This is a genomic window from Undibacterium sp., assembly GCF_030683615.1.
Taxonomy (GTDB): Bacteria; Pseudomonadota; Gammaproteobacteria; order Burkholderiales; family Burkholderiaceae_D; genus Undibacterium; species Undibacterium umbellatum.
In genome coordinates, this window is sequence record NZ_JAUXQE010000033.1 from 126,823 (window position 1) to 150,042 (window position 23,220).

A 23,220-nucleotide genomic window follows, 5' to 3' on the forward strand; every position below is an offset into this window, starting at 1 on the left:
TCAGGTACTTAGGAGGATGCTAAAAGGCGAACATCTTGATTACTTCATCAGACTACACTATTCACCTGGCTTACTTATTTAGCTTACCCCATATCTATGAGGCTCATATGCAGTGGCAAACCCACGAAATAAGCAATCAGGTCGCAGACCTGCAAGATTACAATATTTTCACTAGTGATACCGTTCTAATGACAAGTCTGGCGCAGTATCAGGCTGACTGGTATCAAAATACACTGAAAACGTCCGGACAAGAATTAGGAAGCAGCGCAGTGCTGGAAGCTGCCGCACTGTCCAATACGCATTTGCCAGAATTGCATACCCATGACAGACAGGGCAAGCGCATAGACCGGGTAGATTTCCATCCCAGCTGGCATCAGTTACTGGGCATGTTGCGCAAGCAAGGTCTGCATGCCAGCCCATGGAGTCAGCCGCGCTTGGGTGCACATGTCGCCCGTGCTGCTGGCTATTTCATGCAATCGCAGGTGGAATCTGGCTCCCTATGTCCCAGCACCATGACTTTTGCATCCATCCCGGTGCTAAAAAACGAAGTATTCCTCTTCGCGGAACTCAAAGACAAGCTGTACTCGCTGGAACATGATCCACGTGACCTGCCGATAGCACAGAAAAAATCCATCTTGATAGGCATGGGCATGACAGAAAAGCAGGGCGGATCGGATGTGCGCACCAATACCACCACTGCCGTGGCGCTGGGTGCTGAGGGACGAGGCCAGGCTTATGCACTGACAGGTCACAAATGGTTTTTCTCAGCCCCCATGTGCGATGCCCATCTGGTCCTGGCCAAGACTGAGACTGGTTTATCCTGTTTTTTCGTGCCTCGCTGGTGTCCTGACGGCAGCAAGAATGCGATCCTGGTACAAAGACTAAAAGACAAACTGGGCAACAAATCAAACTCCAGCAGCGAAGTGGAATTCCATAATGCCTACGGCGTCATGATAGGCAATGAAGGCCGGGGTATACCAACCATCATAGAAATGGCCAACCTGACCCGGCTGGATTGCGTCATCGGTAGCGCGGGCCTGATGAGGCAGGCGCTAGTGCAAGCCATCCACCATGCGCGTCACCGCACAGCTTTCGGCAAGAAGTTGGTGGATCAACCTTTGATGCGCAATGTGTTGGCTGACCTCGCGCTGGAAAGCGAAGCAGCGACACGCCTCATGTTGCACTTGGCTGCTGCAATTGACGCACCAGATGACAACTTGCAACGCGCCTGGAAACGCATCATGACGCCTGCCGCAAAATTCTGGATATGCAAACGCGCACTGGAATTTACTGGTGAATGCATGGAAGTCTGGGGAGGCAATGGCTATGTCGAGACTGGCCCCATGGCAAGGCTGTACCGCGAAGCACCGGTCAACTCTATCTGGGAAGGCTCTGGAAATGTCATGTGCCTGGATGTGCTGCGCGCCATGGATAGAGACCCAGAGGGCTTGCAATTATTGCTGCAATTTTGGAACAGTTCGACATCTGAGCAGGTCAGGCAAATGGTGCAGGAATTAAAAAAAGACCTGGCATTAACAGAATTCAGAGAAAAGAATGCCCGTCGCATTACCCAGAAACTGGTGCTGACAGCCCAGGCTTTCCTGATGAGCGAATATGCTGAAAAAGATGTTGCCATCGCGTTTACTCACAGCCGTATGGATGCTGAATGCGGTCGAGTATATGGAAGTCTGGGTAGCGAGATAAGCAACACCCTACTTGATCATATTATCAGCCGGGCATTTACTGAGTAGAAAATTCATTTGACCTCGGGCTGCCAGACTAATTACTCTGTTTGCGCACCCTGCCTAGGCTCCCTTGCTTTTTCCCTTTCGAGGAAAAGACGATCACGGCTGCGCAACTCATCCCTGAGAGCAGCCACTTCCCTGCTCAAGTGACGGATATCTGCATGCAACTGCTTTTCCAGATTAGCCTCTTCCTCCTCCACAAACAAAGCTGCAATATTCGCCGTTACTATAGAAAACATGGCGTAACCAAGCAATACGATGAAGACGGCAAATATCTTGGATGCAGGGGTAGAAGGAACAATATCTCCATAGCCCACTGTAGCTATCGTAGTAAAAGCCAGCCAGACACCATTCGCATAGCTATGTACATTGGGCTCCAGCCAGTAAAACCCTGCACCTGCAGAACAAAGCATCAGCAAAGCCAGCACGATCATTTGCACCAGATGACTGGGTTTCATATGTTGCAAAACCAGAGTGGCAAGACGCAGCAGAATGACGGCTACCAGCGCTAGTCGCAACACCCATTCGAACGTACCCGATGCTTCGCCAGTAAAAATAACACTCAGCAAGCAGCCAGTGATGATCATGCCATCCAGTATTAGCTTGCCACTACGCCGTTTTTGACTTCTATTTTTTTGCCATTGGAGACCAGTATCAACAAGCATCAACAATGCTGCAGCCGCATACAGAGTGCGCCCCGCCAGCTCGGCCACGTCAGTGGTGCCACCCAGCACCAAATAGAAGGCGGGGATGGTCAACAATAAGCCGACCAATAACAAAGGTCGGGTAAACCAGGTCCAGAAGCGTTGCGTCACTGGAAATTTCATCGTATTTTCACCAAAAATCTCTTCACGTTAATCACCCGATAGCGCATGTGAAACCCGGATCCAGCCTTATCACTTTTTGGCAATCATCAATGAAAAAATTGAGCACGTCTTGTGATGGCGCAAATTTTGTAGAAATTCGAAGAATAAACGGGAGAAAATGCGGTAAAAAATCAGGGGGGCAAATTAAGCCATGCCATAAAACAAAGGCCGCTTGCCTTGAAGACAAAGCGGCTTTTTTTTGCAAGCAGCTGAGAACGCTGCGATTTTAGAAAGCAGCGATACCAGTCTGGGCGCGGCCCAGTATCAGCGCATGGATATCATGCGTACCTTCATAGGTGTTGACGACTTCCAGGTTCACCAGATGGCGGGCAATGCCAAATTCATCAGAAATACCATTACCGCCCAGCATATCGCGTGCAGTGCGGGCGATATCCAGAGATTTGCCACAGGAATTCCGCTTCATGATGGACGTGATTTCAACTGCAGCCGTACCTTCATCCTTCATGCGGCCGAGACGCAAACAACCTTGCAGGGCCAGCGTGATTTCAGTCTGCATGTCTGCCAGTTTTTTCTGTACCAGCTGATTTGCAGCCAGTGGGCGGCCAAATTGCAGGCGGTCCATGGTGTATTGACGTGCCGTATGCCAGCAAAATTCTGCCGCACCCAATGCCCCCCAGGCGATACCGTAGCGTGCTGAGTTCAGGCAGGTGAACGGGCCTTTCAGGCCTTCTACGTGTGGCATCAGGTTTTCTTCTGGTACAAATACTTCATCCATGACGATTTCGCCAGTGATGGAAGCACGCAAGCCGACCTTGCCATGGATGGCCGGTGCTGTCAGGCCTTTCCAGCCTTTTTCCAGGATAAAGCCACGGATACGGCCATCATCCGTTTTTGCCCAAACCACAAAGACATCAGCGATAGGGCTATTCGTGATCCACATCTTCGCACCACTGAGGGAATAACCACCCGGCACAGTCTTGGCACGGGTCACCATGCTGCCTGGGTCAGAGCCGTGATTAGGCTCGGTCAGGCCAAAGCAGCCTATCCATTCACCCGTTGCCAGCTTGGGCAGGTATTTTTGTTTTTGTGCTTCGCTACCAAATTCATTGATAGGCACCATGACCAGCGAGCTTTGTACGCTCATCATGGAACGGTAACCAGAATCAACACGCTCCACTTCACGCGCCACCAGGCCATAGCAAACATAGTTCAAACCAGCACCGCCGTATTGCGTAGGGATCATGGAACCCAGCAAACCAAGCTCACCCATCTCACGGAAAATGGCTGGATCTGTTTTCTCATGACGGAAAGCTTCCAGTACCCGCGGCGTCAGCTTTTCTTCGCAATAGACACGTGCGGCATCCTGCACCATGCGTTCTTCATCGCTGAGTTGCGAGGACAATAACAAGGGATCTTCCCAACTAAATACAGCCTTGGCCATCTGTTTCTCCTGATTTGAATATGTACCGTTATATATTTATTTACATGCCACTTTTCTACATTACGAAGTGACATGTCTGGTTTTATGCAGCCTTATCCTGTTACCTAGTGGACTGTAACAGTGGAATCGAGAGTGAAGGGCATGTGCCCGGCGCATCAGGGCAAGGCGCAAAACACAGCGATAGCGGGACTATCGCGAGTATTTGCAACGCAGCCATGATCGTCGCGCACATGACAAGCACTCCGATTTCCACTTTTACAGTCCACTATTGTGGCAAATGCAGCAAGGATAAACCCAGTTGCGCCCTGCGTACCAGCCAGGGGCTGGGTCGATAGCGCGGGTCGCCAGTACTGGCATACAAGTTCCGCAAAACCAATAGTATACGCGAAGTGCCGAGTTTGTCGCCCCAAGCCAGTGGCCCTGCTGGATAAGCGAGGCCTAATACCACTGCCTTGTCCAGGTCTTGCGGGCTGCATATTCCTTGCTGGGCTATGTCGCTAGCGATATTGATAATGGTCGCCAGAATGCGCTGAACCACGAAACCGGCACTGTCCTGTATCAGGCTGACGCCCTGCCCGCTTTTTTGCAGCAGGGACTGGCATTGTGCTGCAAGGTTTGCATCTGTAGCGGGATTCATCATCAGGCTCAGATGTCCCTGGCAAACAGTCAAGGCATCTATGCCAAGAGTACGGCGGGCATCCAGCCCGGCTCTCGCCACACAGGTGCTGACATCTTCACCGTATGGGCTGACTATACACAGCGCCTCTGCAGATGGCTGCTCACCATTTTCGATAGTAACGCCGCAACGCTCAAACAAGGCAAGCAGCGCTGGCACCGCGTCAGCGTTTTCCTGGTTGATCCATACTGGCCCCACCCACGCAGACTGCTGTTCAGGAACCGCTGGCACATCCTGATTGCCAGTATAGTTATAAAATCCACGTCCAGTCTTACGTCCCAGCACACCTGCATGTACTCGCTGTGCCGTGATGACGCTGGGACGATAGCGTGGCTCTTCATAATACTGATGATAAATCGCTTCCATGACTGGATGAGATATATCCAGCCCGGTCAGGTCCAGCAATTCAAACGGTCCCAGTTTGAAACCCGCCGCCTCACGCATGATCTGGTCTATCTGGCGGAAGCTGGCGACATTCTCTTGCAATATCCGCAGGGCTTCCGTGCCATAGCCACGGCCTGCATGATTGACGATAAAACCCGGTGTATCCTTGGCACGTACCGGCAAATGCCCGATTTGTGTGGAGAAAGTCATAAGTTGCTCTGCAACCGCAGAGTCGGTCAGCAACCCATCAATGACCTCAACCACCTTCATCAGGGGGACAGGATTGAAGAAATGCAGGCCTGCGACACGCTCAGGTATTTTTGTGCCCGCCGCAATAGCGGTCACTGACAAAGACGAAGTATTAGTCGCCAGTATGCAAGTGTCGCTGACGATGGCATCCAGTTGCTGGAACAAAGCACGTTTGACATCCAGCTTTTCAACAATTGCCTCAACCACCAGATCGCACTTTGCCAACTCCTGGACGCTATTAACAACTTGCAGGTTTTCCACAGCACGCTGATATTGTTCTGCACTGAGTTTTTCCTTGCTCAGCATTTTTTGCCATTGTTCAGCAATCAGCTGACTGGCTTTGCTGGCGGCATCTGCCTGTACATCAAACAAGAGCACAGTAAAATCTGCCTGTGCCGCAATCTGGGCTATACCGCGCCCCATGGCACCCGCACCGACAATACCTACAACTGCAATACTGGTCTGCATATTTACTCCGGTACGATGGCAGTGACTTCTATCTCTACCCTGGCTCTGTCTTCAATCAAGCCTGCCACCTGCACGGCTGTCATGGTTGGGTAATGGCGACCTATAATATCGCGATAGGCTTCGCCCACTTCTTTATAGGCTCCTACATATTCTTTTTTATCGATGACGTACCAGGTCATGCGCACTATGTGCTCAGGTTTGGCATTTGCCTCTGTCAATACTTCAACGATATTCTGCAAGGCCTGTCTTACCTGGCCTGCAAAATCATCGGTCTGAAAGGCGCATTGCGCATCCCAACCCACCATGCCGCTGACGCAAACAGTACGGCCACTTGCAGAAATGCCATTTGAATAGCCACGTGGCCTGGCCCAGCCCGGAGGTTGCAAAATGTCCATCATCTATCCTTTCATTGATGACTATTCAGCTCCTAAAGTCTGAAAAGTCCATTATATCTATCTAATATTGCAATACTTCAGCATGGCAGTACGCAGTTCATCAGGTATGGCTACCGCCTTGCGCAATTTCAAATCCATCATGACCAGAACCAGCCTGGCTTTCAAGCGAACATCCTGTTGTGGCCCGCTAAAGCAAATTTGCAGTTCAACTGAACTCTTGCCCAGCTTCGTTAAGATCAATTCTGCCAGCAAGCTTTCACCCAATTCTGCCGGCTTGATGAAATCCGTTTCCAGATGCACGGTAGGCAAACCTATGCCACGTGCAATATGCATTTCATGAAAACTGCAAGTCAGGCCTTGTGCGCACCAGTCTTCCACCACACCATTCATCATTTCAAAATAGCGCGGATAAAACACGATGCCTGCCGGGTCGCAGTGAGCAAAGCGTATGGGCAACTCAGCCGTAAAAATCATGCGGAAGCGAACTCTTTCAGCAATTCACGGCCTATGATCAGTTGCTGCACTTCCGTCGCCCCTTCATAAATACGCAGAGAACGGATTTCACGGTAAAGGCGCTCCACCGGCACTTCTGAAACCACACCCAGGCCACCAAACATCTGCACCGCTGCATCTATCACTTGCTGTGCACCTTCAGTCGCAGTCAGTTTGGCCATGGCGGCTTCTTTGGTGACCTTCCGGCCCTGGTCTCTTTGCCAGGCTGCGCGGTAAATCAACAGAGCCGAGCTATCTATGGTCGTAGCCATCTGTGCCAGTTTGGCCTGCGTCATTTGAAAATCAGCCAGAGTCTGGCCAAACATCTTGCGCGCCGTTACTCTGTGCATGGCTTCATCCATGGCACGACGGGCAAAGCCAAGCGCAGCACCAGCCACGGAGGTACGGAAGATATCCAGCGTCGCCATTGCTACCTTGAAGCCCTGCCCTGCCTCACCCAAACGCTGTGTTGCCGGGATGCGGCAATTAGTAAACTTCAGGCGCGCCAGCGGATGTGGAGCAATCACATCGATACGTTCGGCAATCTCAAAGCCAGGCAAGTTAGCATCAACGATAAAGGCAGTGATGCCACGCGCACCCGGCGCTTCGCCAGTGCGGGCGAACAATACATAAAAGTCGGCAATGCCGCCGTTGGAAATCCAGGTTTTCTCACCATTCAATATATAGTGACCACCATCAGCATCGGCGACAAATTCTGCCGCACATTGCATGGCTGCCACATCTGAACCTGCTTCAGGCTCGGACAGGGCAAAAGCAGCAATCGCCTCGCCTTTGGCTACCTTGCTCAGATAAGTTTGCTTTTGCGCATCTGTGCCATGCAGGCTGATCGCTCCTGAACCCAGCCCTTGCATGGCAAAGGCAAAATCTGCCAGACCCGAATGACGGGCCAAGGTTTCGCGTATCAGGCAGATGGCACGGGTATCAATGACGTCAGCATTGCCGCCATAGGCACTGCCGCCTATGGCATTCTTGAGCCAGCCAGCCGCGCCTAGCTGCTTGACGAGATTGCGGCAAGCCTGATCAACATCCGCAGCATGATGATCAGGCAGGTTTTCTGCAGACCATGTATCCAGCGTGCGTTGCAATTCACGGTGCTTTTCATCAAAGAAGGGCCAGTCCAAATAGCTAGTGTCAGTCATAATATGCGTCATGCTCAATCCCCTTCAAAGACAGGTTTTTGCTTGGCAACGAAGGCATGGTAGGCACGATGAAAATCATTGGTCATCATGCAGATAGCCTGGGCCTGTGCTTCCGCTTCTATGGCTTCATCGACGCCCATGTTCCATTCCTGCTGCAGCATTTTCTTGGTCATGCCATGAGCAAAATTCGGGCCTTCGGCCAGGTTTTTCGCATAGTCCTGCGCTTCTGCCAGCACATCTTCCGGCGCTGCCAGTCGATTGAAAAACCCCCAGCGCTCTGCTTCTTCGCCTGACATCGAGCGCCCTGTATACAGCAAATCTGATGCTCGCCCCTGTCCTATGATGCGCGGCAAAATGGAGCAGGCACCCATATCGCAACCAGCCAGACCAACCCGGGTGAACAGGAAAGCAGTCTTGCTACGTGCTGTGCCTATGCGGATATCAGAGGCCAGCGCCAAGATGGCACCTGCACCGGCACAGACACCATCAATCGCTGCAATAATCGGCTGCGGGCAAGCGCGCATGGCCTTGACGAGATCACCCGTCATGCGGGTAAAACTCAGCAGACCTCGCATATCGAGCTTGGTCAGTGGGCCTATGATTTCATGCACATCACCGCCAGAACAAAAGTTTTCACCAGCACCGGTAATAACGATGGCCTTGACATCATCACCATACGACAAAGTACGGAACAAGTCGCGCAACTCTGCATAAGAATCGAAGGTCAGCGGGTTTTTGCGCTCAGGCCGGTTCAGGGTGATGGTGGCAACGCCAGCATCGACTGCATAGGTAAAATGCTGTGCTGCATAGTTTGCCAGTTGCTGGCGATTGCCAGGTAAATCCTGGGGCTGTCCGGGTAGGTATTTCATATAGCTTTTTCCTGCTCAGGGTTGTTGTCTATATTGTTGTCAGTGCCAGATTCGTGCAAAGGTTCGTGCAAATGCGTTTTCACTTGCGACAACAATTCAAATAATTTGCTTTTCTGTTCAGTCTGCAAACCAGAAAACATATCGGCTATCCATGCTTCATGTACCGCTGCCATACGTTTGAAGGCACGGCGACCAGCAGGGGTCAGCTTGACGCTGTAAGCACGTCTATCCTTAAGATCAGCGACACGGGTAACCAGTTTTTCTTGTTCCAGCTGATCGGTAATGCCAGTGATATTGCCGCCGGTGACCATCATCCGCTTGGATAACTCCCCCATACGCAAGCCTTCTGGGTGCCGCTCAAGTTGTGCCATGAGGTCAAAGCGTGGCAAGGTGATACCGAATTCGCTGCGCAAGCGGCTGCGAATTTCACCTTCTATCATCACGGTGCAAGACAACATGCGCAACCACAGTCGCAAGGACTGATGGTCATCTTGCGTCAGGCGGGTTTCCATGTCGAACACTGGGTTGCTGTCTTCTTTCATACCTGATCTTGTTTGTTGCTCTGATTTCATCACATGACTTCGCCACCAGCTACGGCTATAGACTGCCCATTCATCGCCGATGCGCCATCCATGCATAGCCACAGCACTGCATCTGCCACTTCTTGCGGCTGTACCAGGCGTTTTTGCGGATTGCCCGCAGCCAGTTCAGCTTTCGCCTGTTCTTCAGTACGGCCAGTCTTGGCGACGATCTTGGCAACTGCCTCTTTCACGATATCGGTTTCGGTGTAACCAGGGCAAACCGCATTCACGGTCACGCCTTTCGCCGCGACTTCCAGCGCCACTGCCCGCGTCAGGCCTATTACGCCATGTTTGGCAGCGCAATAGGCAGAGACATAGGCATATCCCTTCAAACCCGCCGTGCTGACCACATTGACGATACGGCCCCAGCCCGCTTCCAGCATCGCTGGCAAAGCCTGTTGCATGCAAATGAAGCTGCCGTTCAGGTTCACGTCCAGCATGCTTTGCCACAAGTTGGCATCAGTTTTCAGAAAAGAAGCTGAACTGGCTTGTCCAGCATTATTGATGAGGATGTCGATACGACCATCCCTGTCTTGCGATAATTGAAAAGCTGCCTGCACTGATTGCACATCGCTAACATCCATGACGACATACTGCACTTTGGCATGGATCAGCGAAGCCACAGCCTCCTGCAAGGTCGCTTCACTACGGCCTGCCAGTGTTACTATCGCACCTTCGCTGAGCAAGGCTTGCGCTATCGCCAGGCCTATACCTTTGCTGCCACCAGTAACCAGCGCATGCCTGCCTTGCAAACGTTCCTGATACGCTGTCATGCTCATCCTTCCAGCAATTTGGCAGCAACTTGCTGCGGCGTCAGACCGGCGCTGGCTGCGGCGACTTGCCGATCACGTTCGAGATTGCGTTCCAGTTGCATTTTTCCGGCGACATATTGCTTGGGCCAGGACATGTCAGTGAAGCCCAGTTTGGCTGCTTCATGCAAGGTCCAGGCAGGATCAGCCAGGTGTGGTCTGGCGATGGCACACAAGTCAGCTCGGCCAGCGGCGATGATACTGTTTGCATGATCCGCTTCAAAAATCGCACCGACGGCGATGGTGGGTATTTGCGCTTCGTTGCGTATGCGGTCCGCAAACGGAGTCTGGAACATGCGGCCATAGACAGGTTTTTCCTGTTTGCTGACCTGTCCGGATGAGCAATCTATCATGTCGGCACCTGCTACCTTGAACAGCCTGGCGATGGCGACTGCATCATCAGGCGTAATCCCGCCCTCCACCCAGTCATGTGCAGATATACGCACGGAGATGGGTTTATCAGCAGGCCAGACTGCACGTATGGCGGCAAACACTTCCAGCGGATAACGGCAACGGCTTTCCAGTGAACCACCGTATTCATCTTCACGCTGATTGGTCAGTGGCGAAATGAAGCTTGATAAGAGGTAACCGTGGGCGCAATGCAGCTCCAGCCAGTCAAAGCCTGCCTCTGCTGCTGCTCTGGTCGATTGGATAAAATCATTTTTTATCCGCTGCATATCTGCCGCTGTGGCAGCGTGCGCAACTTGCGAAATGCCCGGCAGGTATTGCTGCTCTGACGCTGACACCAGCGGCCAGTTACCTTCTTTCAATGGCTGATCTGTTCCCTCCCAGGCTACGCAGGTGGAACCTTTGGCCCCGGCATGGCCTAGCTGCACAGCGATCCTGGCATCAGTATTGGTGTGGACAAAATCGACGATGCGCTTCCAGGCTTGTGTATGTTCAGGTGCATACAGGCCAGGGCAAGCTGGCGTGATGCGAGCATCGGCAGAAACACAAGTCATCTCGGCAAACACCAGGCCCGCACCGCCCATGGCCCGGCTACCCAGGTGCACCAGATGATAATCACCAGCCACACCATCGACCGCTGAGTATTGCGCCATCGGTGAGACGACTATGCGATTTTTCAACACGACATCGCGCAGCTTGTAAGGCGTCAGCATGGGTGGAATCGCTACTTTTGTTTTGGGTACTGGCAAGCCAGCTTTAGCATACGCCTGTTCTGCTATCCAGTGTTCAAAACTACGTACATAGGTCGCATCCCTTACCCGCAGGTTCTCATGCGACAAACGCTGGCTGCGTGTCAGCATGGAATAGGCAAACTGTGGTGCTTCCATGGCGGTATAACGCTGAACATTTTCAAACCATTCCATGGAATTGCGGGCGGCGCTTTGTATCTTCAAGACTTCTATTGAACGCAAGTCCTGATAAGCTTCCAGCACGGCACCCATACCTTGCTCACCATGCTTCTCAAAACTGCGTGCCAGCTCTATTGCATCTTCCAAAGCCAGCTTGGTGCCTGAGCCTATCGAGAAATGTGCAGTATGGGCAGCATCACCCATCAAGACCACGGGTACACGCTTATTATTCAATTGATTCCAGTGCACCCAGTTCTTGCAGATAATGCGCGGGAACTTGATCCAGTTGGCAGAACCGCGCAAATGCGTGGCATTTGACATCAGGGCATTGCCATCCAGGTATTTAGCGAACAGGTTTTCACAAAACGCGATGGCTTCTTCCTGACTCATTTTATCTATGCCAGCCTTGAGCCAGGTCTCCTCCGGCGTCTCGACGATAAAGGTCGCGGTATCGCCGTCGTATTGATAGGCATGCGCCTGGAACCAGCCATGCTCGGTTTCTTCAAAGGCAAAGGTAAAAGCCGAGAACAGTTTTTTGGTACCCAGCCAGACAAAACGGCATTTGCGTGTATCAATATCGGGTTGATAGCTTTGCTCGTAACGGGTGCGCACGCGGCTGTTCAAGCCATCGCAAGCAATAACAAGGTCGGCATCATATTCCAGCGCCAATGTCTGGTCGTCTGTAACGTCGGTTTCAAACACCAGCTTGACATCCAGTTCTTCACAACGCTCTTGCAGGATATTCAGCAAACGCTTACGGCCTATGCCGCAAAAACCGTGACCACCGGAGGTAACAACCTGTCCCTTGAAATGCGTGTCGATATCATCCCAGTGATTAAAGGACTGCAAGATGGAACGGGTGGTCTGTTCATCTGCATTCACCAGATTACCCAGGGTCTGGTCAGAAAACACCACGCCCCAGCCAAAGGTATCGTAAGCACGATTGCGTTCGACGATGGAGATCTGGTGCGCAGGGTTTTGCTTTTTCATCAGCAGGCTGAAGTACAGGCCAGCCGGACCACCGCCTATGCATAGGATGTTCATTAAAATACCTTGAAGAATAAATATTTACTTTGAGCAATTCACGAGCCGAGCGATGCTTTATTGCATTTTGCAAGAGGCTACATAGGCATCGGGATGATTAGTGAACACCGGGCTCAAAGTTTTGTTGGTCACCCTGCCCTGTGCATCCTTGCTGACAATGCGGGCATAATAATTTTGTACAGGATAGTGATTGCTGTTGAACTTGAAGTCACCTCGCACAGACTTGAAGTTGGCAGCCTTGATGGCTTTACCCAAAGCATCCTTGTCTTCTATCTTGCCCTTGACCCCGCGCACAGCACTATCCATCAGCATGGCAGCGTCATAGCCTTGTGATGCATACAGTGATGGCAAACGGCCATATTCTTTCTGGAAGTCAGCTACAAAACGTTTGTTTTGCGGATTATCCATATCATGCCCCCACTGCGATGCATTGAACATGCCCAGCATGGGCGCGCCTACTGCTTTGATGATGTCCTCATCAGCAGAGAAGCCTGGCCCGAAGAGTTGCGTACTCTTGGATAAACCAGCATCCACAAATTGCTTGATGAAATTGATACCCATTCCACCTGGCAGGAAGATATAGACGGCATCTGGTTTCAGGCCACGTATCTGCGCCAACTCCGTCGCATAATCAAGCTGCCCCAATTTGGTATAGATTTCTTCAGCAACCTTGCCTTTGTAGTAGCGTTTAAAACCTGTCAACGCATCTTTGCCCGCTGGATAATTGGGTGCCACCAGAGCGACATTCTTAAAGCCCTTATCATTGACTTGCTTGCCAACAGCCTCATGCAGGCTGTCGTTCTGCCAGGCCACATTAAAGAAATAAGGATTACATTGCTCACCCGCATATTGAGACGGGCCAGCATTGGCACTGATGTAATGCACCTTGGCACCGAAAATTGTTGGTCCGACTGCCAGCATCAGATTGGAAAATACGATGCCGGTCATCAAATCGACCTTGTCTTTCTTGATGAGCTTGTCCACCAGTTGCTTGGTTGCGTCAGGATTTTGCTGATCATCACCCGCAATGACTTCGACTGGCAAATTACCGAATTTATTGTCCAGATGCTTCATGGCCAAGGAAAATCCATCGCGTATATCAACACCCAGGCCAGCTCCCGCACCAGACAAGGTGGTGACCATGCCTACTTTGACTTTGTCCGCAGCGAAAGCACAATTCGCATTGGTCGCAGCAATACCGGACAACAATAAACACAGCAAGGTCTTTTTCACGGACGTCTCCTTCGGGTTAATGGGCATGGGCGAATCTTTTGTATCTGATACTTGATATTTAATATTTAGCTGGCAGCAGGTGTACGCAATTTATAGCGTTGCAGTTTGCCAGTTTCAGTTCTCGGCAAGCTCGCCATGAATTCTATGGCGCGCGGATACTTGTAAGGGGCAATACTATTCTTGACGAAATCCTGGATTTCCTTGCTCAGTTCTGCTGATGCCTGTGCATCACCTTTCAATACGACAAAGGCCTTGACGATCTGGCCGCGCTCTTCATCAGCCAGGCCTATGACTGCACATTCAGACACTGCTGGATGCTTTAGCAAGGCTTCTTCCACCTCAGGGCCTGCAATGTTATAGCCAGCAGAAATAATCATGTCGTCAGTGCGGGCGCGATACCAGAAGTAACCGTCGGCATCCATCTCATAGGCATCGCCTGTCAGGTTCCAGCCCTGGTGGACATAATTTTTTTGCCTGTCATCTGCCAGATAACGGCAACCAGTCGGCCCCTTGACTGCCAGGCGACCAACCACACCGGGGCCAGCCATGTCACCATGCTCATCAAATATACAAGCCTGGTAGCCAGGGATGGGCTTGCCGGTTGCCCCTGCCCGCGCCTCATCGCCTGCCGCAGAAATAAAGATATGCAGCATCTCGGTCGCGCCTATGCCATCTATCATGACGAGGCCAGTCGCCTGACGCCAGGCTTCACGGGTCGCAGCGGGCAAGGCTTCACCGGCAGAAACAGTTTTCTTGAGGCTGGATAAATCAAAATTCTTTGCCAGCGTGGCCATCTGGCGATAAAAGGTTGGTGCAGTAAAACATACCGTAGCCTTGAATTCGTCTATGGCTTTCAGCAAGGATTCTGGTGTCAGTTTTTCCAGCAAGACCGCTGTCGCACCGACGCGCAAAGGAAACAGCAGCAAGCCACCCAGACCAAACGTAAACGCCAGTGGTGGTGTGCCTATGAAAATATCGCTTTGTGCAGACTGTAAGGTAGAGCGAGGAAAGCAATCGCAGATAGCCAGCACATCCCTGTGAAAATGCATGGTGCCCTTGGGCATGCCGGTCGTGCCGGAAGTAAAACTGATCAGGCAGACATCTTCGGCGAGAGTATCGGCAGCAGCAAATTCAAGCGATTTACCAGCCATGAGCGCTTCCAGGCCATCATCGCCCTGATGATTGAAGTACATCACCTGCGTCAATATGGGATTAGCTTGTACTGCCAGTTCCATCTCTTCACGCAGATTTTCTGAGCAGAGTGCAGCCGCAATTTCAGCTTTATTCGCGATCACGCCCAATTCTTTGGCGCGTAGCAAGGGCATGGTAGGCACGGCTATGCAACCCGCTTTGATGACAGCCAGTACACTGGCAGCCATCATGGGATTATTAGCACCGCGTAACAAGACCCTGTTACCGGGCTGCAAATGCATATCTTCCAGCAAGACATGGGCAATACGATTGACGGTAGCCAGCAGATGGGAATAAGTCCAGCTTTCTGTCTGGCTGCGGATGGCGATACTGTCTGCATGGCCAGTCGCACACATCTTGTCGAGCAAGTCGGCAACACAATTCAGGCGTTCAGGGTATTGCAACTCAGGCAAAGAAAAAATCAGTTCAGGCCATTGCTCGCGTGGCGGCAAGTGCTCAAAAGCAAAGGTATCCAGATGGGCAGACCCTGGTAGCACAGTTGAATTCATTTCTTCTCCGGCTTTGGTACACAATGTAGATACAGCAACCCCGAAAACACCAAACTACTTTAAACCTAAACTATTTTTAGGTAAAGTGTTTTTTTGCATCAAAATCCAGTTTTCCTCAAAGAAAATATTTTCAATTGCGCCGCTTATAGTATATTTTAGGCCTAAAGTAATTTCACATCTGCACCACCATCAGCATTTAGGGATCAGGGGATGAATATCACGTTACTCTTGGAGCACGGTTTAAACGGCTTGCAGTTTGGCCTCATGCTTTTCCTGCTGGCAGCAGGCCTGACGCTGATCTTTGGCATCATGGATTTCATCAACCTGGCCCACGGCTCCCTCTACATGGCAGGTGCTTATTTCGCCGCCAGCTTTACCGGCATGACAGGTTCTTTCTGGCTAGGCCTGCTGGCTGCGGTGATAGCGACCGCACTGCTGGGCGTAATATTGGAAGTAGTGGTCTTCCGGCATTTATACCAGCGCGATCATTTATCCCATGTGCTGGCAACTTTTGCCTTGATACTGATCTTCAATGAAGGTGCGCGCATGATATGGGGTGCGCAGCCACTGATGCTGAATATTCCGCCACAGTTGTCACAACCACTGGAATTGCTGCCTGATTTCTTTTATTCATCTTTCCGTCTTTTTATCATTGCCACCGGTTTGGCTGTCGCTGGATTGCTGTATTTTGTGGTCACCAAAACCCGCATAGGCATGCTGGTGCGGGCGGGTGCATCGAACCGGGAAATGGCAGTCACCATGGGCATCAATATCAAGCTGGTGTTCACCCTGTTGTTTGCCTTTGGTGCAGCCTTGTGCGCCATCGCAGGTGCATTGTTAGGCTCCATACTGGCGGTACAGGTGGGCATGGGTGAAAGTATCTTGATACTGGCGTTTGTGGTCATTGTCATTGGTGGCATAGGCTCGATACGCGGCGCGCTGGTAGGTGCCTTGCTGGTAGGCCTGGTCGATACCCTGAGCAAAACCTTGCTGCCCGGTGCGCTGAAGCTGTTGATGCCACTGGAAATAGCAGCCAATCTTGGCCCTGCCCTGGCATCGATACTGATTTATGTATTGATGGCAGCCGTGCTGTTCTATAAACCACAGGGCCTGTTCCCTGCACGCGGCTAAACAATAAAAAGGTCAATCATGCAGAGCAGCCTACATCACAGCATATCGCGCAAGTCCAGCATTGGCATCTTGTGCGCGCTGATTGTCTTCCCCCTGCTGGCGACTTACTTCGCCCAGGAATTTTACATAGGCTTGCTAAGTCGGCTGATGATTTTTGCCTTGGTGGCCAGCAGCCTGAATTTGATACTGGGTTTTGGCGGCATGATCAGTCTGGGGCATGCTGCCTTCTTTGGTAGCGGTGCTTATGTGGTGGGCATACTGATGCAACATGGAATCAGTTCCGCCTGGATCAGTTGGCCGGCGGCGATGCTGACGGGCTTTTTGCTGGCACTGGCGACAGGTAGTGTCTCACTCAGGACGCGCGGCGTATATTTCATCATGATCACGCTGGCATTCGCACAGATGCTGTACTTCTTGTTTGTATCACTGAAAAATTATGGCGGTGATGATGGACTGAGCCTGGCGCAACGTTCGGCGACCGGGCTGGACATGGCTAATGACAGCAATTTTTATTATCTGGTGTTGGCCATCTGCACTACATTTCTTTTTGTGCTTTACCGGCTGATCAACTCGCACTTTGGGCGAGTGATACAAGCCATCAAGGAAAATGAAACCCGCATGGAAGCCATAGGTTATCCGGTATTTCGCTACAAACTGCTGTGCTTCGCAATTGCCGGCAGCGTCGCCAGTCTGGCAGGTGCCCTGCTGGCAAACCAGAACATGTTGGTCAGTCCCAATCTTTTGCACTGGACGCAATCCGGCAGCCTGATGGTGATGGTGATACTCGGTGGTGTAGGTTACCTGTCAGGTGGCATCCTGGGTGCGGTATTCATGTTGATGCTGGAAGAGATCCTGTCTGGCTACACCATACACTGGCAGTTATATCTGGGCATTATCCTGCTGCTGGTCGTCATGCTCTTGCCAAATGGATTGGCCAGCCTGCCACAAAAATTCATGTCCGCGAAAAAAACTCAAGGGGATCAGGCATGAGCGTGTTACAGCTAAAAGGCCTGGTCAAACGCTATGGTGGTCTGGTCGCAACCAACAATCTGAGCCTGGATGTATTACCTGGAGAAATCCACGCCATCATAGGCCCGAATGGTGCAGGCAAGACGACGCTGATACACCAAATATCCGGTGCTATTGCACCAAACCAGGGACAGATTATTTTCAATGGTGAGGATGTTACTGGCGTCAGCATGCATGAACGCGTCAAACTTGGACTGGCACGCTCTTACCAGATCACAAATATCTTCCCGTCATTTACTGTCATCGACAATCTGAGTCTGGCAATACAGGCACGTTCTGGCAGCAGCATGCGTTTCTGGCGCAAGGCGATAGATGAGCAAGCACTTTTTGAGCAAGCCCGGCAACTCGCCAACGACATAGGCCTGGCAGAAGTAGTAAATAGCAAAGCTTGTGAACTCGCGCATGGCGAGCAACGCCAACTGGAACTGGGATTAACTCTGGCGACACAACCCCAACTGCTCTTGCTCGACGAACCCATGGCAGGAACCGGACATGAAGAATCAGGCAAGATGATGGAATTGATTGCGGCCCTGCGTGGCAAGGCTGCGGTGATCTTGATCGAGCATGATATGGATGCCGTCTTCAAGCTGGCTGACCGTATTTCTGTTTTGGTAGCGGGGTCCATCATCGCAACTGGCACGGCAGAACAAATACGCCAGAATCCAGAAGTGAAGAAAGCCTATCTCGGTGATGAAGTTAGTGCGCCAATCAAGGAGGTCGCATGAAGACCATACTGGAAGTCGAGCATATCGCCACTGCATACGGCCACAGTCAGGTGTTGTTTGGCATAGACCTGCAGATACGCCAGGGTGAAGTCGCCAGCCTGCTGGGGCGTAATGGCGCGGGCAAAACCACGACCTTGCGCTCAATACTGGGCCTGACACCTGCACATAGCGGCCATATCAGCTTCATGGGCCAGCGCATAGAAAAAATGACTACAGATAAAATCGCCAGGATGGGCATAGCCCTGGTGCCGGAAGGCAGGCAGATTTTCCCTAACCTGACCGTCAAGGAAAACCTGATCGCCTTTGCTGCCAACCGCAATCAAAGCAAATCGCCGTGGAGCCTGAAAGAGATTTATCAGCTGTTCCCACGTCTGGCCGAGCGTGCAGGCAATATGGGTAACCAGTTATCTGGTGGCGAACAGCAAATGCTGGCCATCTCACGCGCCTTGATGACCAACCCGCATTTACTGATACTGGATGAAGCGACTGAAGGTTTGTCACCACTGGTGCGCGAAGAAATCTGGGCTTGTCTCAGAAAACTGCGTGACCAGGGGCAAACCACGCTGGTCATTGATAAATATGTAGAAAAACTCATGCCCCTTGCCGACCAGCACAGCATCATGGAACGAGGCAAGATAGTCTGGCATGGCAATAGCGAAAGCCTGACGCAGTCACCCGAGACCTGGCAGAAATATGTGGGGGTTTAGAATTGGCATTTAGAATTGATAGCGTGTCTGCACACCCAGACCCAATACTTTAGCTCTACTCAAGTTCAAATTATCCGTCTGCAAATGCATACCCACGAACTGATTGCTCCAGCCTATACCAACTGATTTATAACGCGTATCAAAGCTGGCATCAAAGCGGCCGTAGGCAGAATGATTGGCGACACTCAACACCGGCAGATTGACGCCATAAAAATGCCGGACTTGCGCAGCAAATTCCCATTGCTGGTTTTGGTAAGCTATGCGCGCTGTATGCGTTTGTGGCACGGAGACTGAGCGGGTTCTTTGACGGTTTACACCTTGTAGCAAAGGATGATAATTCAAATAACCCTTGCTGTCATATTGCACAACCGCAGAGCTCAGGCTTTGCTGCAGCTCGGGCAAATTTTGCCAAACAAAGCGGTTGAATGCATCCTCCAACTGATATTGCACCCGCCATGCCGGATTGATTTGCCAATCCATGGCAAGGCTGGAACTATAGCCCCTGGCCTCAGGTTCAAATTGCTGGAACAGGTATTGGTAGCGGCTATTCACATCCAGTTCAGTTGCAGAAAAATTGTAGTGCTGGTTATCGACATAACTGGCCGCGCCGGTTGCCTGTGTAGAGCGGTATTGCGGCTTCATGTAATACACGGCACTAGCAAAGAAGCGAGGCTGATATTCGCCACCAAAAGCGAACCAGCGTCCTGCCCTCAGACCAAAGCCTGACCAGCTTTCCAGTTGTGCATCCAGTTGATAATTAACAGCTTGTTGTGGCAAACCAGCTTGCTTATATGCTTTCACAAAAGCCAGGGTACATGCACTGGCTTTGAGCATGCCTTCCTGGCGGGCTTCCAGATTCAAGCGCCACTCTTTGTATCCTACACCCAGTTCTGCCCGCAAACGCCGCAGACTGACATTCGGACCATCCTTGGGAGAAAAATCTGTATTCCAGTCGCCCTCGATTTTGCGGGTGGGCATGAAGTCGGATGCTTCCCACAAATCCAGATTGGAAAATACCTGCCAGCCCTCATCACTCTTTTGTGGGGCAAGCACATCCAAAGCATATGCCTGTTGGCTTAGTGATGCGCAGAATAGGGAAAATATGAGGCGGGATGAAAACATGGGCTACTCAAAAAAATAGCCCGCTGGCATGCAGCGGGCCGTCAATCAATTTACAAATTACCTGATGGTTTCAAAGCTGCCATCAACATAGCTGATACGGCCCGCCTTGATATCCAGCCAGCCTACCTTGCTGCCATTCTGAAGGATGTCAGCAACTTCATTGCTGCCGAATACATCGAAAGAAACACCGGATGAACTACTGACACGTACTATTCTAGGTTTGCTCAGGCTTTCACTCATTTGTGCATTAATGACACTGCTGCCGTCCATATATTGTGCAAGAATACTATTGCTGCCAAAAGCATCGTTACTGGCTGTGACATTCAATTTCAATGGTGGGCGTTCTGGCACCTGCACTACACCAGACAGCGCTACCGCTTTGCGAACAAAATTGTTTGCGGACTCAGGCTTGCTGCTATCAAAATTATTGTAGGCAAAACGCTCTACCGTTAATTGGCCATTGAAAATTTCCAGCACGTTTGCCAAACCAGTTGCACTGCTGATGCTACCGACAAAATCAATGCGGTTCGGCTGATAGCTCAAGCCATTTTTATCAGAAGATGCATTGCCGATTTTTATTTCGCCACGCACTTTGCTATTGGCAGCTTCAGCAGTAATCGCCAGCTTGAATTCTTTGATACCATTTTTTTGCAGATTACCTTTGTAATTCAAGGCAACAATCGCATACGACCCTTTGTCCAATGCCAGACGTGAACTCACCTGATCTTTTACATAGGATTTTAATTCACCACTGAAGTCATAGCGGAAATTGCCATCGACGGTTTGATTACGGTCAGTGCGAAGACTCCAGCTCTCAAAATCCGAAATCAGCTGACCTGCGCTATTGGTTCGCGGCGGCATCTTACCTTCAACCGTAAAGGCATACGGCTTATTGCCCTCCATGGCAAAACTCATCTGGCCTGTATATGTTGCATTTGCATTGCCATTCATGGTGACGGCATCTGCAGGTTTAACTGGTCTTCTGAGAAAATCATTTTTCTCTTCGTTCCAGACGAAAACTGCTTTTTGCTGAACAAGTTCAGATTTATAGTTAAAACGGCTTCCATCATTTGCAATCGGCTCCAGCCAGATACGGTCTACCAGCTCCACCCATTCAACCTGGTATTTATAATTATACTTATAAGTACCCGGCAAGATGAAACGTGAAAAACGGCATTCTATGCCTGCTGCTTGTGCAGGTGTAATTGCCACGTTTACGGCATCACGCATGACAGTACAATCGCCCAGATTGCCTATATTCTGATAACCACTCCATAAAGCAGTCTGTCCATAGAACAGGCCATTTACAGCAGTTTCACGAGTCTGCCCATTTCTGTATTTATTGAATTGGTCTATACCTTCAGTAATGGTCTTGGACCAAACCAGCAAGTCTTTATCCAATGGTGCAATTGCTTTTTCAAAATCTGTCTTGACTGCGTTTAGACGCAAATCCAGGCCGCCATTTTTTTGCGCATTGGACACTGCATAGATGTTGCTACGCAAGCTGCCAAACAATTGCTTGGTCACTGCTATCTTGTCAGCTTCAGGTACTGGAGCAGGCAAGCTGCTATTGGTAAATGTGCTGACGCCTGCTACCGAACTTTTACCGGATTTATTGAGATTTTCATCGCCAGCCACTTTTTCAAGGCTAGCCCGCAAAGCAAGGCGGACATCATCGCGCAAATTAAGTGTGCCACCTTCCAGCTTGCCAGCATTGGCAATTTGCCTGACCACGCAAACAACTCGCGCACCTTGTGTATTGGCATCACATGCAAAGGCCTTATCCAAAGCCAGCTGTGAGATAGCGGTCAAGCTGAGCCCTTGGATTTTCTCATCTACATGAGTGTTCAGAGAAGTATCTGCAGTTGTATGGATGGCCGACACCCTTTGTGGATCAAAGCCCAGCATCGCCTGCACGCCAGCCCTGGTACGGTCTATATTTGTGGCTGTCAGGCCGCCTGCATTTTCAGCCAGTTGGACGATCAACTCTGTCAGTGGCGTCACACTCCCCCAATAAACAGGCTCAGGATTGGCTCCCTGCTTGACCACACTGCGTAATATAAGCCCTTCTGGAAATGGCAAATCTGACTGAGTCGCTTCGTCATACATCAAAGCACCGGGAGCAGCACTTACCTCGATGATAAAGCTGCTGATATTACCTGGCAGTGAAATGGAATAAGCACCATCACCGCCAGTGATGGTGCTGGCAAAAGACGTTGCAGATTTATTTCCTGCCTGATCAAGGTTATAGGCAAGAACACGTCCGCCGGCTATTCGCCCCTTTGCGACGACACCATTAAATTGCCTCGCGTCATTACTCATTGATACTGCAGAACCAGCAGTATTTGTATTGGCGTTACTGGCAGAGCCACCACTACCTCCACCGCACGCGCTCAGCAAAGTCGAGAGCAGAAGAGAAGCAAAAAATGGAAATTTATTATTTTTCATGTGCAAATGGAAGGTTTGTGCAAAAAAAGCACGACTGTCATAGCAAACGTAAAGTGCAAAAACATGCTCAAAGCATGCAAACACTGCAAGTTTGTTACAAAGTGTAAAGCCGAAAAGTTGAAGATTCTAACACTATAAATATGCCTTGTCGCCCATAAAGCGAAGACTATGGGGGATACAAAAGTATGTTCATTGTTTGCCAAATCAATTCAGAGGGGACCTGATGGCAATACTGAGTAAGCGAAACTAAGCGAAACGAGAAGCTTGCCGGGCAGCAGTTGTTTATGGCTTGACTGCTGGAGATGCGCGCTCAGCGGACGTGGGCGCGGGAGAATTTGCATCCAGAATTTGTACGAAGATTTCGTTTTTCTTGATCATGCCTAATTCGAAGCGGGCGCGCTCTTCCACAGCATCGGTTCCGTTTTTTAAATCCTGCACTTCGGATTCAAGTTTGCCGTTACGTTCTTTCAATTTTTCATTATTGCTTTTCACTAGAGCGACTTGCCTGTCCAACTCCCACACACGCAACCAGCCCCCCTTACCCAACCACAGCGGGTATTGGATCAACATCAGCAATGCAACAAAGGAGAGAGCAATCAAACGCACGGGCTATTGAAACAATGAATATCAAAAGAAGAAACTAACAAGAAAAAGGGGAACATCGTTCCC

The 23,220-nt window shown here is 50.7% G+C and carries 20 protein-coding genes; 5 read left to right on the forward strand and 15 right to left on the reverse strand.

Translation table 11 applies throughout. The annotated features are described in order from the left end of the window. Positions 1–107 precede the first annotated feature (107 nt). Complete coding sequence (locus Q8K39_RS16975; protein ID WP_305262005.1) at positions 108–1,751, forward strand: isovaleryl-CoA dehydrogenase; 1,644 nt, start codon at positions 108–110, stop codon at positions 1,749–1,751. 32 nt (positions 1,752–1,783) lie between these two features. Here Q8K39_RS16975 and Q8K39_RS16980 read toward each other — a convergent pair whose 3' ends face one another. The 12 genes from Q8K39_RS16980 to Q8K39_RS17035 form a co-directional block, all read right to left on the reverse strand. Continuing rightward, a complete protein-coding gene (locus tag Q8K39_RS16980) occupies positions 1,784–2,572 on the reverse strand; it encodes a potassium channel family protein (RefSeq protein ID WP_305262007.1) in 789 nt (262 codons plus the stop codon). Positions 2,573–2,837: 265 nt separating this feature from the next. Then, on the reverse strand, positions 2,838–4,013 hold the full coding sequence (locus Q8K39_RS16985) for an acyl-CoA dehydrogenase (RefSeq protein ID WP_305262009.1): 1,176 nt from the start codon (positions 4,011–4,013) through the stop codon (positions 2,838–2,840). A gap of 265 nt (positions 4,014–4,278) precedes the next feature. Beyond that, positions 4,279–5,790 carry a 3-hydroxyacyl-CoA dehydrogenase gene (locus Q8K39_RS16990; protein ID WP_305262011.1) on the reverse strand — a complete coding sequence of 504 codons (1,512 nt, stop codon included), beginning with the start codon at positions 5,788–5,790 and terminating at the stop codon, positions 4,279–4,281. A gap of 2 nt (positions 5,791–5,792) precedes the next feature. Beyond that, positions 5,793–6,185, reverse strand: a complete 393-nt coding sequence (locus tag Q8K39_RS16995) for a RidA family protein (RefSeq protein WP_162041041.1) — start codon at positions 6,183–6,185, stop codon at positions 5,793–5,795. 57 nt (positions 6,186–6,242) lie between these two features. After that, entirely contained in the window at positions 6,243–6,659 is a 417-nt protein-coding gene (locus tag Q8K39_RS17000; protein ID WP_305262012.1) for a thioesterase family protein, read from the reverse strand. Then, entirely contained in the window at positions 6,656–7,837 is a 1,182-nt protein-coding gene (locus Q8K39_RS17005) for an acyl-CoA dehydrogenase family protein (RefSeq protein WP_305262055.1), read from the reverse strand. The genes Q8K39_RS17000 and Q8K39_RS17005 overlap by 4 nt, the downstream gene beginning before the upstream one ends. A 14-nt stretch (positions 7,838–7,851) precedes the next feature. Next, the gene (locus Q8K39_RS17010; protein ID WP_305262014.1) at positions 7,852–8,706 is read right to left on the reverse strand and encodes an enoyl-CoA hydratase family protein; all 855 of its coding nucleotides are present in this window, start codon (positions 8,704–8,706) and stop codon (positions 7,852–7,854) included. Further along, positions 8,703–9,248: a MarR family winged helix-turn-helix transcriptional regulator gene (locus Q8K39_RS17015; RefSeq protein ID WP_305262015.1), complete on the reverse strand. Its 546-nt coding sequence runs from the start codon at positions 9,246–9,248 to the stop codon at positions 8,703–8,705. Before Q8K39_RS17015 ends, Q8K39_RS17010 begins: the two co-directional genes overlap by 4 nt. Before the next feature lie 29 nt (positions 9,249–9,277). Then, entirely contained in the window at positions 9,278–10,060 is a 783-nt protein-coding gene (locus Q8K39_RS17020; RefSeq protein WP_305262016.1) for an SDR family NAD(P)-dependent oxidoreductase, read from the reverse strand. Between the two features lie 2 nt (positions 10,061–10,062). Beyond that, the gene (locus Q8K39_RS17025) at positions 10,063–12,456 is read right to left on the reverse strand and encodes a bifunctional salicylyl-CoA 5-hydroxylase/oxidoreductase (protein WP_305262017.1); all 2,394 of its coding nucleotides are present in this window, start codon (positions 12,454–12,456) and stop codon (positions 10,063–10,065) included. A gap of 57 nt (positions 12,457–12,513) precedes the next feature. Next, positions 12,514–13,716, reverse strand: coding sequence for an ABC transporter substrate-binding protein (locus Q8K39_RS17030; RefSeq protein ID WP_370868631.1), 1,203 nt, complete (start codon positions 13,714–13,716; stop codon positions 12,514–12,516). A 38-nt stretch (positions 13,717–13,754) separates the two neighbouring features. Then, positions 13,755–15,389, reverse strand: a complete 1,635-nt coding sequence (locus Q8K39_RS17035) for an AMP-binding protein (RefSeq protein ID WP_305262019.1) — start codon at positions 15,387–15,389, stop codon at positions 13,755–13,757. A 210-nt stretch (positions 15,390–15,599) separates the two neighbouring features. Between Q8K39_RS17035 and Q8K39_RS17040 the strand changes: the two genes are divergently transcribed. Genes Q8K39_RS17040 through Q8K39_RS17055 form a run of 4 tightly spaced genes read left to right on the forward strand, consistent with a single transcriptional unit; the run spans position 15,600 to position 18,981 of the window. Further along, positions 15,600–16,520 (forward strand): branched-chain amino acid ABC transporter permease, encoded by a 921-nt coding sequence (locus tag Q8K39_RS17040; protein WP_305262021.1) that lies wholly within the window; start codon positions 15,600–15,602, stop codon positions 16,518–16,520. An 18-nt stretch (positions 16,521–16,538) separates the two neighbouring features. Next, positions 16,539–17,510: a branched-chain amino acid ABC transporter permease gene (locus tag Q8K39_RS17045; protein ID WP_305262022.1), complete on the forward strand. Its 972-nt coding sequence runs from the start codon at positions 16,539–16,541 to the stop codon at positions 17,508–17,510. Beyond that, a complete protein-coding gene (locus Q8K39_RS17050; RefSeq protein ID WP_305262024.1) occupies positions 17,507–18,274 on the forward strand; it encodes an ABC transporter ATP-binding protein in 768 nt (255 codons plus the stop codon). The genes Q8K39_RS17045 and Q8K39_RS17050 overlap by 4 nt, the downstream gene beginning before the upstream one ends. Beyond that, the gene (locus Q8K39_RS17055; protein ID WP_305262026.1) at positions 18,271–18,981 is read left to right on the forward strand and encodes an ABC transporter ATP-binding protein; all 711 of its coding nucleotides are present in this window, start codon (positions 18,271–18,273) and stop codon (positions 18,979–18,981) included. The genes Q8K39_RS17050 and Q8K39_RS17055 overlap by 4 nt, the downstream gene beginning before the upstream one ends. Positions 18,982–18,990: 9 nt before the next feature. On the opposite strand, the gene Q8K39_RS17060 is transcribed toward Q8K39_RS17055, so the two are convergent. From Q8K39_RS17060 to ftsB, 3 genes are all read right to left on the reverse strand, one after another. Continuing rightward, on the reverse strand, positions 18,991–20,103 hold the full coding sequence (locus Q8K39_RS17060; protein ID WP_305262028.1) for a hypothetical protein: 1,113 nt from the start codon (positions 20,101–20,103) through the stop codon (positions 18,991–18,993). Positions 20,104–20,160: 57 nt separating this feature from the next. Beyond that, complete coding sequence (locus tag Q8K39_RS17065; protein WP_305262030.1) at positions 20,161–22,425, reverse strand: hypothetical protein; 2,265 nt, start codon at positions 22,423–22,425, stop codon at positions 20,161–20,163. Between the two features lie 408 nt (positions 22,426–22,833). Next, complete coding sequence (gene ftsB / locus Q8K39_RS17070; protein ID WP_305262033.1) at positions 22,834–23,157, reverse strand: cell division protein FtsB; 324 nt, start codon at positions 23,155–23,157, stop codon at positions 22,834–22,836. Positions 23,158–23,220 lie beyond the last annotated feature (63 nt).